Annotated in this window: 17 protein-coding genes; 12 read left to right on the top strand and 5 right to left on the bottom strand. The window is 43.8% G+C overall.

What is annotated here, in order from left to right:
- Positions 1 to 106: 106 nt before the first annotated feature.
- Entirely contained in the window at positions 107 to 892 is a 786-nt protein-coding gene (locus AWH66_RS20510; protein WP_063604103.1) for an outer membrane protein OmpK, read from the bottom strand.
- A gap of 305 nt (positions 893 to 1197) precedes the next feature.
- On the opposite strand from AWH66_RS20510, the gene AWH66_RS20505 reads away from it, so the two are divergent.
- The 3 genes from AWH66_RS20505 (at position 1198) to AWH66_RS20495 (ending at position 3146) form a co-directional block, all read left to right on the top strand.
- The gene (locus tag AWH66_RS20505) at positions 1198 to 1794 is read left to right on the top strand and encodes an LON peptidase substrate-binding domain-containing protein (RefSeq protein ID WP_063604104.1); all 597 of its coding nucleotides are present in this window, start codon (positions 1198 to 1200) and stop codon (positions 1792 to 1794) included.
- 91 nt (positions 1795 to 1885) lie between these two features.
- Entirely contained in the window at positions 1886 to 2464 is a 579-nt protein-coding gene (locus tag AWH66_RS20500) for an RNA polymerase sigma factor (RefSeq protein WP_063604105.1), read from the top strand.
- 1 nt (position 2465) lies between these two features.
- A complete protein-coding gene (locus AWH66_RS20495) occupies positions 2466 to 3146 on the top strand; it encodes a ChrR family anti-sigma-E factor (protein ID WP_063604106.1) in 681 nt (226 codons plus the stop codon).
- A 68-nt stretch (positions 3147 to 3214) separates the two neighbouring features.
- Here AWH66_RS20495 and AWH66_RS20490 read toward each other — a convergent pair whose 3' ends face one another.
- The 4 genes from AWH66_RS20490 to AWH66_RS20475 form a co-directional block, all read right to left on the bottom strand.
- Positions 3215 to 4582 (bottom strand): AmpG family muropeptide MFS transporter, encoded by a 1368-nt coding sequence (locus AWH66_RS20490; RefSeq protein WP_063604171.1) that lies wholly within the window; start codon positions 4580 to 4582, stop codon positions 3215 to 3217.
- Between the two features lie 124 nt (positions 4583 to 4706).
- The gene (locus tag AWH66_RS20485) at positions 4707 to 5252 is read right to left on the bottom strand and encodes a peptidylprolyl isomerase (protein WP_083400087.1); all 546 of its coding nucleotides are present in this window, start codon (positions 5250 to 5252) and stop codon (positions 4707 to 4709) included.
- The gene (locus AWH66_RS20480; RefSeq protein WP_063604107.1) at positions 5252 to 5821 is read right to left on the bottom strand and encodes a YajG family lipoprotein; all 570 of its coding nucleotides are present in this window, start codon (positions 5819 to 5821) and stop codon (positions 5252 to 5254) included. Before AWH66_RS20480 ends, AWH66_RS20485 begins: the two co-directional genes overlap by 1 nt.
- 126 nt (positions 5822 to 5947) lie before the next feature.
- On the bottom strand, positions 5948 to 7078 hold the full coding sequence (locus AWH66_RS20475) for a methyltransferase (protein WP_063604108.1): 1131 nt from the start codon (positions 7076 to 7078) through the stop codon (positions 5948 to 5950).
- 151 nt (positions 7079 to 7229) lie between these two features.
- Between AWH66_RS20475 and bolA the strand changes: the two genes are divergently transcribed.
- From bolA to nqrM, 9 genes are all read left to right on the top strand, one after another.
- The gene (bolA, locus tag AWH66_RS20470) at positions 7230 to 7538 is read left to right on the top strand and encodes a transcriptional regulator BolA (protein ID WP_062458105.1); all 309 of its coding nucleotides are present in this window, start codon (positions 7230 to 7232) and stop codon (positions 7536 to 7538) included.
- A 505-nt stretch (positions 7539 to 8043) separates the two neighbouring features.
- Positions 8044 to 9384 (top strand): Na(+)-translocating NADH-quinone reductase subunit A, encoded by a 1341-nt coding sequence (locus AWH66_RS25750; RefSeq protein WP_063604109.1) that lies wholly within the window; start codon positions 8044 to 8046, stop codon positions 9382 to 9384.
- 3 nt (positions 9385 to 9387) lie between these two features.
- Positions 9388 to 10629 carry an NADH:ubiquinone reductase (Na(+)-transporting) subunit B gene (locus tag AWH66_RS25745; RefSeq protein WP_063604110.1) on the top strand — a complete coding sequence of 414 codons (1242 nt, stop codon included), beginning with the start codon at positions 9388 to 9390 and terminating at the stop codon, positions 10627 to 10629.
- A complete protein-coding gene (locus tag AWH66_RS20455; protein ID WP_063604111.1) occupies positions 10619 to 11401 on the top strand; it encodes a Na(+)-translocating NADH-quinone reductase subunit C in 783 nt (260 codons plus the stop codon). Before AWH66_RS25745 ends, AWH66_RS20455 begins: the two co-directional genes overlap by 11 nt.
- Positions 11401 to 12033 carry an NADH:ubiquinone reductase (Na(+)-transporting) subunit D gene (locus AWH66_RS20450; protein ID WP_006075183.1) on the top strand — a complete coding sequence of 211 codons (633 nt, stop codon included), beginning with the start codon at positions 11401 to 11403 and terminating at the stop codon, positions 12031 to 12033. Before AWH66_RS20455 ends, AWH66_RS20450 begins: the two co-directional genes overlap by 1 nt.
- Positions 12034 to 12040: 7 nt before the next feature.
- Entirely contained in the window at positions 12041 to 12637 is a 597-nt protein-coding gene (gene nqrE / locus AWH66_RS20445) for an NADH:ubiquinone reductase (Na(+)-transporting) subunit E (protein WP_006075182.1), read from the top strand.
- A 17-nt stretch (positions 12638 to 12654) separates the two neighbouring features.
- Positions 12655 to 13878, top strand: a complete 1224-nt coding sequence (nqrF, locus tag AWH66_RS20440; RefSeq protein WP_063604112.1) for an NADH:ubiquinone reductase (Na(+)-transporting) subunit F — start codon at positions 12655 to 12657, stop codon at positions 13876 to 13878.
- A 162-nt stretch (positions 13879 to 14040) separates the two neighbouring features.
- Positions 14041 to 15066 (top strand): FAD:protein FMN transferase, encoded by a 1026-nt coding sequence (locus AWH66_RS20435; RefSeq protein ID WP_063604113.1) that lies wholly within the window; start codon positions 14041 to 14043, stop codon positions 15064 to 15066.
- A gap of 12 nt (positions 15067 to 15078) precedes the next feature.
- Positions 15079 to 15312, top strand: a complete 234-nt coding sequence (gene nqrM / locus AWH66_RS20430; protein ID WP_006075179.1) for a (Na+)-NQR maturation NqrM — start codon at positions 15079 to 15081, stop codon at positions 15310 to 15312.
- Positions 15313 to 15483 lie beyond the last annotated feature (171 nt).

Here is a 15483-nt window from a genome sequence, read left to right as displayed (position 1 = left end):
GAGGCTAGAAGAATAGCAAATTTAGCTGTGGTTTTCGAAAGCTATGTTACAGAGTGGGCGATACAAAAAATGGCGCCGCAGCGCCATTTTATCTAACTTCGAAGAATTAGAAGTTGTATTGTAGACGGTAGATGATTGCATCACCGTAGTGCTGTTGATTTGCACCAGAAGAACCGTAAACACCAAGCTTGTTGTTGAAGTAACGGTATTGGATAGCTGCAGTTAGGTGCTCTGTTGCGTGCCAGTTGAATAGCAATGCACCGTTAAGGCCGTTTTTACCGCCTTGGTTTTCTGCATACGCATCGTTACGGTCAAATTCGATTTCGTTCCAGTTAACGAATGAGAAGTTTTGACCAAACGCTTCGAAACCGTAGCGTGCTGTCCAACCTGCCATGTAGCCATTTCGACCGTTAACATTTTTGTTGGCTCCAAAATCATCCCATGATGTGATGTCATGAACACCAATCCACGGTTTGAAGAACCAGTTATCACCTTGTAGAGCCGTATAACCAAGACCTAGAACACGGTTGGTTTCACTTTGTGATGGGTTGTCGTGGTGGTATACCTGACCGTATAGCGATACGCCAGTATCACCTAGGTAAACGTGCGCAGTACCTTTGAATGAGTTCTTTTGCTCAGAGGCACTTTTTTCAACACTTTCGCGATCGTAGAAACCGTATAGTTCACCCCAAGTGAAGCCTGCGCCACCCTCAATACCAAGAACAAACTGGTTACGACCGTTACCGTTGTTACCATCTTGGATAGAGTTAGGACCGTGATCCCAGCTCTGATGATCAAGATAAACGCCACCAAAACCGTATAGATATTCTGCTGAAGCTGGTACAGAAGCTACCGCTGCAACAACGCCAAGAGCTAAAAGTGATTTACGCATAGTGTTAACTACTCTTTAAGTTGTACTGAAATTAGCCGCGAATCCATGCGAACTCATCCGATGGGTGGGCATGATAGCGATTTATATCTCAAAGTAAATGTGCAACATCGCAAACGTTTACTAAAGTTTGTGAGAGGAATCACAAATACTAACGGTGGATGGGAACTTTTATAAATAGCCTACAATTTAATCAATATTGTCGATCTGTGTGATAACAAAATCTCGATAGTTGTTAACACATGTCGGTTCTGATCGTATTGAGTGAGTTAGCGTAGAAAGGGTATCGAAAACAAAAAGGAACTATGATGACGCAGATAAAGTTGTTTCCGTTGCGCTCTGTGGTGTTACCCGAGGGAAAAATGAGGCTTAGGATATTTGAACCTCGTTATAAACGCATGGTAACGGAGTGTCTTAAAAACGAATCAGGTTTCGGCGTCTGTTTGATCAGTGCATCTGCGGGAGCCATCCCAAGTAACGTGTCATCTATAGGGACTTACGTCAGCATCGTGGACTTCGAGAGCCTTGAAGATGGGATGCTCGGCGTCACCGTGTCTGGAATACGCAAGTTCCAGATTCATCATGTTGAATCTGAGGAAGATGGTTTGCGCCAAGCTCAGGTCAGTTGGATAGAGAGTTGGCCTCCAACCGATCTAAGTGATGAAGACCAATTTCTTGGAGAGCGACTTCAACACGTCTACGAAAAGTTTCCTCAAATTGGCGATCTGTACCTTCATCGATTTTTTGATGATGCGACTTGGGTTAGTCAGAGGTGGTTGGAAGTACTGCCACTCGAATGTCATCATTTTGAATACCTTGTAACTCAGCAAGACTGTTCAGCTACGTTGTCATTTTTGGGGGAAGCGTTTCACAGTGACGATGCAGACAATGTGACCCGACACTAAATATTTGAGTAGTCGCGTTGATCGTTATTCTGAGTTCGTCGTAATAAACTAGGTAGAAAATTAGATCATCTGGAACACTAGGGATACAGGCATGACATTAGATAGTCCCCAAGCCCTTAGTAAGCAAGAATGGGCAGAATGTATGGAACGGGTCAAGCAAAGGGACAAAAGTGCCTTCGCTAACCTATTTAACTATTTCACTCCGCGATTGAAACAATTCACGTACAAGCACATGGGTAATGAGCAGGTAGCCATTGAAATGGTTCAAGAAACCATGGCGACGGTATGGCAAAAAGCACACTTATTTGACGGCTCAAAAAGTTCATTGTCGACTTGGATTTATACGATTGCTCGTAACTTATGTTTTGATATGCTCCGCAAGCAAAAGGGTAAAGAGTTGCATGTTCACGCTGATGACATCTGGCCTACAGATTATTGCCCACCTGATTTTGTTGAGCACTACTCACCTGAAACTGATCGGTTGAAAGAACAAATAATTAAGTTCTTGGATGAGTTGCCCAAGGCTCAAAGGGAAGTGGTGCGAGCGGTTTATCTGGAAGAGCTACCTCACCAACAAGTTGCTGAGATGTTCAATATTCCGCTGGGGACTGTTAAATCGAGGTTGAGATTAGCAGTGGAGAAACTTCGACATTCAATGGAGGCAATTTGATATGAGTCACCACCCTAATTCAGAATTATTAAAGCTTTATGCGACGGGTGAGATAGATTCTGCGCACGGCGCAGCAATCGCCTCACACATTGAGTCTTGCTCAGAATGTCGAGCTGAAGTTATGAAATTTGAAGCAGAAGCTGGCGAAGCTATGATGTCGTTAAGCTCGAAGGAAGAAAAATCTTCAAAAGATCTAGAGCTGGTTTTTTCTAACATGCTTGACGATATAATGACTCTTGATGCTGATTACTCTAAACCCAAGGTGAGAAAACCCGGCAGGGTGCAAGTAGATGGCAAAGAATTTATTGTTCCGGCGACGATAGCACCTCTCGTAGAAAGGATGAGTGAATGGCGCAGTTATGGCGGCAAGGTGTTTACGTCGACAATTGATGTGGACGAGGAATGCAGAGTAAGTCTCCTCTACATCAACCAAGGCGTTCAGGTGCCCCAGCACACCCATAAAGGGTTCGAATCGACACTTGTGTTACACGGTAGTTTTAAAGACGAAAACGGCGAATATCATGTTGGAGATTTCATTCGTGAAGACGGCGAAACCAAGCATGCGCCTCAGACCGTTGAGGGACAAGATTGTTTGTGCCTATCGATCCTAACCGAGCCAATGATCTTCACTCAGGGCGTAGCAAGAGTGTTCAACATGTTTGGAAAGGGAATGTATCCATAGAGTGCAGGTAAGGTAATACCGTAAAGGAAAGAGCCTCAATATACTATTGAGGCTCTTTTGTATTTCAGCTATTCAACTAACTTATCTTCTTTGATGTCTTGTCGGTCTCTTTCGCGTGCTTTATCCAAGAGGTCGGTGAAATAGTGCCTTAATGAATAGAGCATAATAAGACTTGGAATGACCATTAGCGAAGTAATGACAAAGAATAGAGCCCAGTCGTTTAGCGCATCAACTAATTCTCCACTAAATGAAGCCAAGGTAGTTCTACCGAAGTTACCCAAAGAGGCTAATAGTGCGTATTGTGTCGCTGAGAAAGCCTGTCCCGTAAGCACGGTAAGGAACGAAACGAAAGCGACTGTGGAGAAGGCTGTGGTAAAGTTATCCACTAAAATGGTTGCTAAGAACAGGTGCTCACTCGGGCCAACTTTCGCGATCCATGCAAACATCAAGTTACTAGCACTCATCGCGATACCACCAATCATTAATCCTTTTACAATACCAAAGCGGACGTTGAACATGCTGCCTAATAGCGTAAATAAGATGGTTGCGCCCCAGCCAATGAGTTTGGAATAGTAGCCGATTTGCTCGTTACTAAAACCGACCTCTTTGTAGAACGGAATTGACATTCTACCTAAGAAGGCTTCGCCGATCTTAAACAAGAAAACAAACAACAGTAGGGTAATCGCGACCTGAACACCATTACGGCGGAAGAAGTCGAGAAAAGGTTCAATAACAGTAACTGAGAGCCAGCTAATTACTGGGTTGCCAACCACTTTCTCATGGCGCTTCTCCGCTTCAGCTTGCAGTTTATCCCGTGCGGTTGTTGGTTCTCCTACGAGAAGGGTAAATAGCATCAAAATAGCAACGATACCGGCCATGCCGTAGTAGACGCCATTCCATCCCATTGAGTCGGCATTGATAAACGCGAGGTAGCCAGGTAAAGAGTAGCCTGTCCACCAACCAATCACAGCCATAGCTGATGCTTGGGGTAGCTTGTTCGACTCAGATTTCGGGAAGGTGTCGATACGAAATGCATCGATAGCAATATCTTGTGTCGCTGATGAAATAGCGATGCACAAAGCGAGCATTGATGTAAACATCAAATCATTGGCGGGGTTAACACCTGCAATGAGTAAGGTAGCAACCAGAATGAAGCTCTGACACAAGAATATCCAACTACGACGTTGACCGAGAGCTGAGTGCAGGACAGGTAATTTTACCCTATCGACTAATGGGGCCCATAAAAAGTTGATTGCATAGACCGCAAAAACAGAACCAAAATATCCGATAGCAGCACGAGTTAAACCTGCATCTTTAAGCCATCCTGACATATTCGAGCCAATCAGGACCCATGGAAAGCCACTTGAGCATCCCAGCATAAAGACCCAAAGCAGTCGTTTGTCCCAATAGCTTTTGACCGTGTCTAACCACGTCATTTTTTGTTCCACAGTTGCGCTCCCTTTATCCCACAATATAGCTAGCCAGTACAAATATCGAACTATGCTATCAAGCTATGGGTTTAGTTGACTATCAATATTGAATCAACTTTTCAATGCTAAGTTACTGAATAATTTCCATTTTAGTAATGACGATCGGCTCCAGTGGAACATCTCGCATTCCATGAACGCTACGTGTTGGTTTCTGTGCCATTTTCTGAACGACGTCAAAGCCTTCGATGACTTGGCCAAATACTGCGTAACCTGGGTTCGTCACACTATAATTCAAGAAGTCATTATCAACGAAGTTAATAAAGAACTGACGTGTCGCAGAGTTTGGATCTTGAGTTCTCGCCATGGCAATGGTCGCAGCGTCATTATCCAGTCCGTTAAAGGCTTCATTTTTGATTGGGGCATTAACTGGTAAGCGGTTAAATTTGCTGTCAAAACCACCACCTTGTGCCATAAACCCCGGAATTACGCGGTGAAATTGACTGTTTACGTAACTGCCATCTTCGACATAGGTTAAGAAGTTTTCTACCGTAAGAGGTGCTTTCTCTTGATTCAATTCGACGATAAATGAACCCAAATTAGTTTCGACTTCTACTTTTGGTCCCGCAAAAACGCTAGTAGCGATCAGTGCTAGGGAAGCGACAAGTGTTTTCATCATTAGAAACGTTCCTTCATGTAATCTTGTAGCTCAGTATCGTTAGCAATTTCTTTTAAAACAAGGTTTACGGTGTCGTTAAGTACGGTTTCGATCTCTTCGTTAGAAGCACTCATTAAGCCAGAACGCTTTGCCGTGCCTGTGTAGGTTTTAACCAATTTACCTTGTTCATTTTCTGCAGTTAGTTCAAGAATGACCGTCGCGTTCATGTCATTTTCCATCACGGTATGCTTGACCGAAACTAATGCTTCTTGGATTTCAACTTTTAGTGTGTTCTTACTGTTTACGGTAACCTGGTAACCCTCTGAAGAGAACTGATTAACTAAGGCGTTCTCGATACCGATGCGAACATTTTGTCGTGTATGTACTGGGGTGATGTTTGCTCGACCGTTATCCAGTAAAGCTACGTATTGGGCAGTACGTACATCTTGGCTGGAGATGGACATCGCCTTACCTTCAACGAGCTTGGCAGCGCTGGTTGCTGCCGTAGGCGCAAAATTAATCTGTTCTTTTTGAGGACTTGCACATGCAGCAAGTAATACGACTGAAGCAGCCAAAACGAGCTTTTTCATTGATTATTCCTTTTCACACTCTTCAAAATGACGAGTAAAGTAATGAAGCCCGCCTGGACTTCATGATGAATACTATCCGATAATTGTTAGACTACATGACTATTAGCAGCAACAATGACTCAAACTTTACTTAGTTGCCTGTAAAATAACAAATTTGGCGTTAGATGCGACAAGTTTTACATTGTGTTTGCCAAAGAGTCGCGCCAGTTTTTTATCGTAGCCTAGATGGCGATTGCCGATAACCATTAACTCCCCTGTATCTCGAAGAACTTGCTTGGCATCACAGAACATCTGCCACGCAATGTGATCGGTCACCGCTTGTTGTTGATGAAAAGGAGGGTTGCAAATCACCAAATCTTGACTATTTGCTAGGAAGCCGTCTAAGCAATTATTCGCCACAAACTCACAACCATCGAGCGCTATGTTGTTTAAAGTTAGGTTGTGATGAGCTGACTTCACGGCCATAAAGCTTTCGTCGATAGCAGTGATATTTGCTTGAGGATTGAGCTGCTTTAACTTAAGTGTCAATACGCCATTACCGCAGCCCAAATCCACGATATCTTGATATTTGGTGTTGCTCTTAAGATGTTCTAGGATAAACCTAGCACCCAAATCAAGACTTTCTCCTGAATACACATTTGGTAAGTTGGAAAGTACCAATTTATGTTCTGCTACTGGCCAGGTGGTATAAGGGTCAAGAGTCTCTTGATACGCGCTGTTCAGCTCTGAAAACACCAAACGATGCTTTTTCCAAGCGAGTGAAGTTGTGGTGTGTCCCGCATATTTTTCAAAAATTTTAAGAGTAGAACTATGGATCTCTTTTGCTTTGTTCACGGCAATGAGCGAGCAGTTATCTCTGTACTTTAAGGCGATTTGGTTGAGCTGCCACGTTAAGTAACGATTGTTGCGGGGAATCTGCATCAGCACGATATCTACCTGTTGCGGCCATTCGTCGGTTGAGGTACGAAGATCGATGGGCTTGCAATGGTTAAGCGCTAAATTATGCTTAATACCCTGATGAGAAATAAAAGAATCACTGATTGTAGTCACCTGATGTTGTTCTGAAAACCAGCAACTCAAGGCACCAAAACTGTCGTTCAGAATCAAAATTCTAGAGCCAGCAGGCAGCTTCAGCTCTTCAAAATGTTGAATCAGGTACTCGTCTCCAGCATCCCAAGCTTGAAGTTGTTCATTGTTGAGTTTAGGGAAACGAAATAGTGAATACGAGTGCTCAAATAGGTTTAATTCAGTCTTCATAATGCTGTGATTTGGTGACAATGGTTGTATTTTGACAAAATCTCGGAACTTTCGCCAAGGCGAATATGATTTAAGGGAAGATTCTTGATTAAGTAAAGTATATACTTTACCGCCTAAATAAAAATAAATAGTTACAGCCCAAGGAAGTAAGATGATTCAACAAACCATCGAGCAAAAGCTCCATCAGACTTTCAACCCCACATTTTTAGACGTTCGCAACGAAAGCAATATGCACAATGTCCCTCCAGGTTCAGAGAGTCATTTTAAAGTGATTGTTGTCAGCGATAGCTTTAATGGTGAGCGTCTTATTGCAAGGCACCGCAAAGTAAACACGGTCTTAGCAGATGAATTGGCAGGTCCTGTTCATGCCTTAGCAATCCATACTTATACACCAGAAGAGTGGACAAAAGAGAATCAACTCGCCCCAGACAGCCCTAATTGCGCAGGCGGCGGTAAATAGCTCTATACTCTTTCTAGTTTTGGTGCAGGTCATAGCGTCTCGGTAACAATCACACGCGTCAACAATAAACCTTGGTTATTTTTACGTAAGTGGTTGATGGAGTTGCTACCACTTTGGTGGTAATTCATTAACAGCGTATCAACATATAATGTTATGTGTTTTTGTTAATGAGGAATGTTTCAGGATATGAATGGGGCAATTGCTTATTTTTAAAAGGGTTAATAAGACTTTGTGCGATTGGTCAAAGTTATACATATTCGCAACCCTAGATATAGCAAAAGTTTCGAAATAATGACCCCTTTGCAGGGATTCATCATGGCATCCCCTTTGCAAATGATGCTAAACTACCGCACCAGAAAAATCTCGCAGTGATTCTATGACGAGATTGTTAAAATGATGTTGCTGCCTTGGTGCTAATAAAACCAAGGTTAGACACTCAATGTCGTGTCTATATGTTACGCAATTTTAAAGAATCTTTTTCCCGATAAAAGTAGTGCAAGTGCGTATGATTACAATAAAGAAGGGCTTGGATCTTCCTATCGCAGGAACTCCATCCCAGGTGATTAATGATGGTAAGTCCATCACTAAAGTCGCCTTGCTTGGCGAAGAGTACGTGGGTATGCGTCCAACAATGCATGCTCGCGTGGGTGATGAAGTGAAAAAAGGTCAGGTTCTTTTTGAAGATAAAAAGAACCCAGGCGTTAAGTTCACTTCTCCAGCAAGCGGTAAGGTTATTGAAGTTAACCGTGGCGCGAAGCGTGTCCTACAATCTGTTGTGATTGAAGTGGCAGGTGACGAGCAAGTTACTTTCGATAGCTACACAGCTGACCAACTAGCAGGTCTTGATCGCGAAGTGATCAAAACTCAACTGGTTGAATCAGGTATGTGGACTGCGTTGCGTACTCGTCCGTTTAGCAAGGTACCGGCGATCGATTCAACGACTCAAGCGATTTTCGTAACTGCAATGGATACTAATCCACTTGCGGCTGAGCCTGAATTGGTTATCAATGAGCAAAAAGAAGCGTTCGTTGCAGGTCTTGATATTCTGTCTAAATTGACAGAAGGCAAAGTTTACGTCTGCAAAAAAGGAACGAGTCTACCTCGCTCAAATCAATCCAATGTCGAAGAGCATGTTTTCAATGGTCCACACCCTGCTGGTCTTGTTGGCACTCACATGCATTTCCTATATCCAGTTAGCGTGAATAACGTTGCTTGGAGCATTAATTATCAAGATGTGATTGCATTCGGTAAGCTCTTCACAACTGGCGAAATCTATACAGATCGTGTGATTTCACTTGCTGGTCCAGTAGTTAATAACCCTCGTTTAGTCAGAACTCAACTAGGTGCAAGCCTAGAAGATGTCACTAACAACGAGTTGATGCCTGGTGAAGTACGAATCATTTCTGGTTCAGTACTATCTGGTACTCAAGCTTCTGGTCCACACGCTTATCTAGGTCGTTACCATCAACAAGTGTCTGTATTGCGCGAAGGTCGTGATAAAGAACTGTTTGGTTGGGCAACACCAGGTAAGAACAAGTTCTCGATTACTCGTTCGTTCCTAGGTCACCTATTCAAAGGTCAGTTGTTCAACATGACAACTACGACCAATGGTAGTGATCGTGCAATGGTTCCAATCGGCAACTACGAGAAAGTATTGCCTCTAGATATGGAGCCAACGCTATTACTTCGTGATCTTTGCGCTGGTGATTTAGACAGTGCACAGCGTCTTGGTGCGCTTGAACTAGATGAAGAAGATTTAGCGCTATGCACCTTTGTTTGTCCAGGTAAGTACGAATACGGTCAGCTCCTACGTGAGTGCCTAGACAATATTGAGAAGGAAGGGTAATCCATGCTTAAGAAATTCATTGAGGATATCGAGCATCATTTCGAACCAGGTGGCAAACATGAAAAATGGTTTGCATTGTACGAAGCAGCGGCAACGCTATTCTACACTCCGGGTCTGGTTACGAAGCGCAGCTCGCATGTCCGTGATAGCGTCGACCTAAAGCGCATCATGATCATGGTTTGGTTCGCGGTATTCCCAGCAATGTTCTGGGGTATGTACAATGCGGGTAACCAAGCAATTATGGCACTTAACCATCTTTACACTGGCGCTGAGCTTGCAGGTGTTATCGATGGCAACTGGCATTACTGGCTAACTCAAGGTCTTGGCGGAACGCTAGGGACTGATGCGGGTTGGGGCAGTAAGATGCTACTTGGTGCGACTTACTTCCTACCAATCTACGCGACAGTATTTATTGTTGGTGGTTTCTGGGAAGTCTTGTTCTGTATGGTGCGTAAGCATGAAGTTAACGAAGGTTTCTTTGTAACTTCTATTTTGTTCGCACTGATTGTTCCGCCAACACTCCCTCTTTGGCAAGCAGCACTAGGTATTACCTTTGGTGTTGTTGTAGCAAAAGAGATCTTTGGTGGTACAGGTCGTAACTTCCTTAACCCAGCACTAGCTGGCCGTGCTTTCTTATTCTTCGCGTACCCAGCACAAATCTCGGGTGATGTGGTATGGGTTGCTGCTGATGGTTTCTCTGGCGCTACGGCTCTAAGCCAATGGGCACAAGGTGGCGAAGGCGCACTTATCAACAACATTACTGGTCAAACGATCACTTGGATGGACGCGTTCATTGGTAACATCCCAGGTTCAATTGGTGAAGTATCAACACTTGCACTTATGATCGGTGCAGCGATGATTGTTTACATGGGCATTGCTTCATGGCGCATTATCGCAGGTGTAATGGTTGGTATGGTTGCTGTCGCAACGCTATTCAACGTTGTTGGCTCAGACACCAATGCAATGTTTGCAATGCCTTGGCATTGGCACCTAGTGTTAGGTGGCTTCGCATTCGGTATGTTCTTTATGGCAACGGATCCAGTATCGGCTTCGTTCACTAATAAAGGTAAGTGGGCATACGGTATTTTGATTGGCGCTATGTGTGTCATGATCCGTGTTGTGAACCCTGCATACCCAGAAGGTATGATGCTAGCAATTCTATTTGCTAACTTGTTCGCACCGCTATTCGACCACTTTGTGATCGAGAAGAACGTTAAACGGAGAGAAGCACGCTATGGCAAGTAATAACGATAGCATTAAAAAGACGCTGTTTGTTGTTATCGCGTTGAGCTTAGTGTGCTCAATCGTTGTATCGCTTGCAGCAGTTGGTCTGCGTGACAAGCAAAGAGCGAACGCGTTACTAGACAAACAGTCAAAAATTATCGAAGTCGCTGGCATTAAAGAGAATGGCACAGTCGCTGAACTTTATAGTCAGTACATCGAACCTCGTCTTGTGAACTTTGATACTGGTGAGTTTGTTGATACAGCTCCAGATGGTAGCGATGCAAACAACTACGATCAGCGTAAAGCGGCAAAAGACCCTTCGGAGTCAATTCGCCTAACAGCTGAACAAGACCAAGCAAAAATCATTCGTCGTGCTAACGTAGGTACTGTTTATCTAGTTAAGCAAAATGGCAAAGTGAGCAGCGTTATCCTACCAGTACATGGTACGGGTTTATGGTCTATGATGTACGCGTTCGTGGCAGTTCAGACAGATGGTAATACTGTGAACGGTATTACATATTACGAGCAAGGTGAAACTCCTGGATTGGGTGGTGAGATTGAGAACCCATCTTGGCGTGCACAGTTTGTTGGTAAGAAACTGTTTGATGAAAACTTCAAGCCAGCGATCGAAATCGTAAAAGGTGGCGCACCTGAAGGTTCTGAACACGGTGTTGACGGTCTATCTGGTGCAACACTGACAGGTAACGGCGTTCAAGGTACGTTTGATTTCTGGTTGGGTGATATGGGCTTTGGTCCATTCCTAGCAAAAGTTCGTGACGGAGGTCTGAACTAATGTCTAGTGCTAAAGATGTGAAAAAGAGCCTGATGGCACCGGTGTTGGATAACAACCCGATTGCACTTCAAGTTCTAGGTGTGTGTTCTGCTCTAGCAGTAACCACTAAGTTAGAGACAGCATTTGTAATGACTTTAGCAGTAATTTTCGTTACTGCACTGTCTAACTTCTTTGTATCTCTGATTCGAAACCATATTCCAAATAGCGTACGTATCATCGTTCAGATGGCGATCATCGCATCATTGGTAATCGTGGTAGACCAAATTTTGAAAGCGTATCTTTACGATATATCTAAACAGCTTTCAGTTTTCGTTGGCCTTATCATTACCAACTGTATTGTAATGGGTCGTGCGGAAGCATTCGCTATGAAGTCTGAGCCAATCCCATCATTAATCGACGGTATTGGTAACGGTCTTGGCTATGGCTTCGTTCTAATCACTGTTGGCTTCTTCCGTGAACTATTTGGTTCAGGCAAGCTGTTCGGTATGGAAGTTCTACCGTTGGTAAGCAACGGTGGTTGGTATCAGCCTAACGGTATGATGCTTCTAGCGCCTTCAGCGTTCTTCCTTATCGGCTTCCTGATCTGGGTAATTCGTATTATTAAGCCAGAACAAGTAGAAGCGAAGGAGTAACGGCGTCATGGAACATTATATTAGCTTATTAGTTAAGTCGATTTTCATCGAAAACTTGGCGCTTTCTTTCTTCTTGGGTATGTGTACATTCCTAGCGGTTTCAAAGAAAGTTAAAACTTCTTTCGGTCTTGGTGTCGCAGTAATCGTTGTACTTACAGTCGCAGTACCTGTAAACAACCTACTGTATAACCTAGTTCTAAAAGAAAATGCGCTAGTTGCAGGTGTCGACCTTAGCTTCTTGAATTTTATTACCTTTATCGGTGTAATCGCAGCACTAGTACAAATCCTAGAGATGGTACTGGACCGCTTCTTCCCACCTTTGTATAACGCACTGGGTATCTTCCTACCGCTAATCACGGTTAACTGTGCGATCTTCGGTGGTGTATCATTCATGGTACAGCGTGATTACAACTTTGCTGAATCAGTCGTATACGGCTTTGGTTCTGGTGTGGGTTGGATGCTAGCTATCGTTGCGCTAGCGGGTATCCGTGAGAAGATGAAGTACTCTGATGTACCTCCTGGTCTTCGTGGTCTTGGTATCACGTTCATCACAGTAGGTCTGATGGCACTAGGCTTCATGTCTTTCTCTGGTGTTCAACTGTAAGGTATAAGGAATAGTCAATGGACATTATTCTTGGTGTAGTGATGTTTACGCTGATTGTTCTAGCCCTAGTTTTAGTGATTTTGTTCGCTAAATCTAAGCTAGTACCAACAGGCGACATCACGATCTCTGTAAACGGCGATCCTGAGAAGGCAATCGTAACTCAACCAGGCGGTAAGCTTCTGGGTGCTCTAGCTGGTGCTGGCGTATTCGTATCTTCTGCTTGTGGTGGTGGTGGCTCTTGTGGCCAGTGCCGCGTGAAAGTGAAAACTGGTGGTGGCGATATTCTACCTACTGAGCTTGACCATATTACTAAAGGTGAAGCACGTGAAGGTGAGCGTCTAGCGTGTCAAGTTAACATGAAGACTGACATGGACATCGAGCTTCCAGAAGAAATCTTCGGTGTTAAGAAGTGGGAATGTAGCGTTATCTCTAACGATAACAAAGCAACCTTCATCAAAGAGCTTAAGCTTCAGATTCCAGATGGCGAATCAGTACCTTTCCGTGCTGGTGGTTACATCCAGATCGAAGCACCTGCTCACCATGTTAAGTACTCTGACTTCGACGTACCTGATGAGTATCGTGAAGACTGGGACAAGTTTAACCTGTTCCGCTACGAGTCAGTGGTTAATGAAGAATGCATTCGTGCATACTCAATGGCTAACTACCCAGAAGAAGAAGGCATTATTATGCTAAACGTGCGTATCGCTACGCCGCCGCCTAATAATCCTGATGTACCACCGGGTATCATGTCATCGTTCATCTGGTCGCTTAAAGAAGGTGACAAGTGTACGATTTCAGGACCGTTTGGTGAGTTCTTCGCGAAAGAAACAGACAATGAAATGGTATTCATCGGTGGCGGTGCTGGTATGGCTCCAATGCGCTCGCACATCTTTGACCAACTTAAGCGTCTGAAGTCTAAGCGTAAGATGTCTTTCTGGTACGGTGCTCGTTCTGTACGTGAAATGTTCTATGTAGAAGATTTCGACGGCCTACAGGCTGAGAACGATAACTTCCAGTGGCACGTTGCTCTATCTGACCCAATGCCAGAAGATAACTGGGATGGTTACACAGGCTTCATCCACAACGTAATCTATGAGAACTACCTCAAAGATCACGAAGCACCAGAAGATTGTGAATACTACATGTGTGGTCCACCAATGATGAACGCGGCTGTTATCGGCATGCTGAAGGATCTTGGTGTAGAAGATGAGAACATTCTTCTAGATGACTTCGGTGGTTAATCTTCATTGAAGTATCGACATGGCTGGCTCATGTGAGTCAGCCATTTGTTTTTCAGGGATAGCATAATTCCTGTTTCTAAGTCTCTGAAACTATTTACGTTTGTCGAAACCTTAATCTTTTTAGGCAAACGTAAATACTTTTGAAAGTAGGTGAGTAAAAGTATGTTTCATCTAGCTAAACATCTTAAGCTAATTTTGGTTGCATTGTTTGCGACTGTCATTTTATCGGGCTGCGGTAACCAGCGCGAGCAGGTTCATTTGAGTGGACCAACGATGGGTACAATCTACAATGTTAAGTACATTGTGACTGATACGTCTCCTAAACCGGAAGTCATTCAAGCTGAAATCAATCGATTACTTGAAGAAGTAAACGATCAAATGTCGACGTATCGTCAAGACTCAGAATTGAGCCGCTTTAATCGTTACTATGGTACTGAACCGTTCCCGGTGTCCCGTCAAACAGCCATAGTAGTCAATGAAGCCATTCGATTGAATGAACTGACGCAAGGCGCACTTGATGTGACAGTTGGTCCTTTGGTTAACTTGTGGGGCTTTGGACCAGAAGCTCGTCCGGAAGTAGTGCCTAGTGACGAAGAACTGGCGGCTCGTAAAGCGCAAACTGGCATTAAGCATTTGTCTGCAACCGATACAACGCTAAGAAAAGACCTTCGTAGCTTGTATGTGGATCTGTCTACTATTGCAAAAGGTTGGGGCGTTGATGTACTAGCAAACTACCTTGAAAGTATCGGTATTCAAGATTACATGGTTGAAGTAGGCGGTGAAATGCGTCTAAAAGGCATTAATCGTGACAGCGTGAAGTGGCGTATCGCGATTGAAAAGCCAACCGTAGACGAACGCAATGTACAGGAAATTATTGAGCCTGGCGATATGGCAATTGCCACGTCAGGTGACTATCGTAACTACTTTGAGAAAGATGGTGTACGCTACTCTCACATCATTGATCCTTCGACAGGTAAGCCGATTCATAATAAAGTGGTGTCGGTGACGATTTTGGATAAGTCATCCATGACAGCGGATGGACTTGCAACAGGACTGATGGTTTTGGGTGAAGAGAAAGCACTAGAGATCGCTGATCAAAACGATATCCCAGCCTTTATCATAGTTAAAACAGAAGACGGTTTTGAAGAGTTCGCGTCAGAAGCGTTTAAACCTTATCTGAACAAGTAATAGGTCAATCACATGAATACATTTTTAATTACGTTTGGTGTTTTCTTAGCGGTTATTGCTGCCATGTCGATTGGCTATATTATCCAGAAGAAAGTGGTAAAAGGTAGCTGCGGTGGATTAGGCGCTGTAGGTATTGATAAAGTTTGTAACTGCCCAGAGCCATGTGATGCACGTAAGAAGCGTGAAGCACGTGAGCAAGCGCGTGCTGAGAAGCTAGCAGCGTGGGAAAAGGATCGTATTGCTTAAACGTGCAATCCGGTTTGCTGCGGTTTTGATAATCGCGACAACCTTAATACTTGATGAAAGACCAGAGTAATGCTCTGGTCTTTTTGTTTTGATTAGCCGGAAACTCGTCGTATAATTAAACTGTATAAATAAACAGTTGTGAGTGGCGGTGTCTGACAAAATACGAAAATT

The sequence above is a fragment of the Vibrio barjaei genome (assembly GCF_001639065.2).
Lineage (GTDB): Bacteria > Pseudomonadota > Gammaproteobacteria > Enterobacterales > Vibrionaceae > Vibrio > Vibrio barjaei.
Note: the sequence above shows the minus strand (reverse complement) of the source record. Positions and strands in the feature narration are given on the sequence as shown.

Bases quoted from the DNA above. Each gene is read 5' to 3' on its own strand.
- AWH66_RS20510 (WP_063604103.1), bottom strand. From the start codon at position 892: ATGCGTAAATCACTTTTAGCTCTTGGCGTTGTTGCAGCGGTAGCTTCT.
- AWH66_RS20505 (WP_063604104.1), top strand. From the start codon at position 1,198: ATGACGCAGATAAAGTTGTTTCCGTTGCGCTCTGTGGTGTTACCCGAG.
- AWH66_RS20500 (WP_063604105.1), top strand. From the start codon at position 1,886: ATGACATTAGATAGTCCCCAAGCCCTTAGTAAGCAAGAATGGGCAGAA.
- AWH66_RS20495 (WP_063604106.1), top strand. From the start codon at position 2,466: ATGAGTCACCACCCTAATTCAGAATTATTAAAGCTTTATGCGACGGGT.
- AWH66_RS20490 (WP_063604171.1), bottom strand. From the start codon at position 4,582: ATGACGTGGTTAGACACGGTCAAAAGCTATTGGGACAAACGACTGCTT.
- AWH66_RS20485 (WP_083400087.1), bottom strand. From the start codon at position 5,252: ATGATGAAAACACTTGTCGCTTCCCTAGCACTGATCGCTACTAGCGTT.
- AWH66_RS20480 (WP_063604107.1), bottom strand. From the start codon at position 5,821: ATGAAAAAGCTCGTTTTGGCTGCTTCAGTCGTATTACTTGCTGCATGT.
- AWH66_RS20475 (WP_063604108.1), bottom strand. From the start codon at position 7,078: ATGAAGACTGAATTAAACCTATTTGAGCACTCGTATTCACTATTTCGT.
- bolA (WP_062458105.1), top strand. From the start codon at position 7,230: ATGATTCAACAAACCATCGAGCAAAAGCTCCATCAGACTTTCAACCCC.
- AWH66_RS25750 (WP_063604109.1), top strand. From the start codon at position 8,044: ATGATTACAATAAAGAAGGGCTTGGATCTTCCTATCGCAGGAACTCCA.
- AWH66_RS25745 (WP_063604110.1), top strand. From the start codon at position 9,388: ATGCTTAAGAAATTCATTGAGGATATCGAGCATCATTTCGAACCAGGT.
- AWH66_RS20455 (WP_063604111.1), top strand. From the start codon at position 10,619: ATGGCAAGTAATAACGATAGCATTAAAAAGACGCTGTTTGTTGTTATC.
- AWH66_RS20450 (WP_006075183.1), top strand. From the start codon at position 11,401: ATGTCTAGTGCTAAAGATGTGAAAAAGAGCCTGATGGCACCGGTGTTG.
- nqrE (WP_006075182.1), top strand. From the start codon at position 12,041: ATGGAACATTATATTAGCTTATTAGTTAAGTCGATTTTCATCGAAAAC.
- nqrF (WP_063604112.1), top strand. From the start codon at position 12,655: ATGGACATTATTCTTGGTGTAGTGATGTTTACGCTGATTGTTCTAGCC.
- AWH66_RS20435 (WP_063604113.1), top strand. From the start codon at position 14,041: ATGTTTCATCTAGCTAAACATCTTAAGCTAATTTTGGTTGCATTGTTT.
- nqrM (WP_006075179.1), top strand. From the start codon at position 15,079: ATGAATACATTTTTAATTACGTTTGGTGTTTTCTTAGCGGTTATTGCT.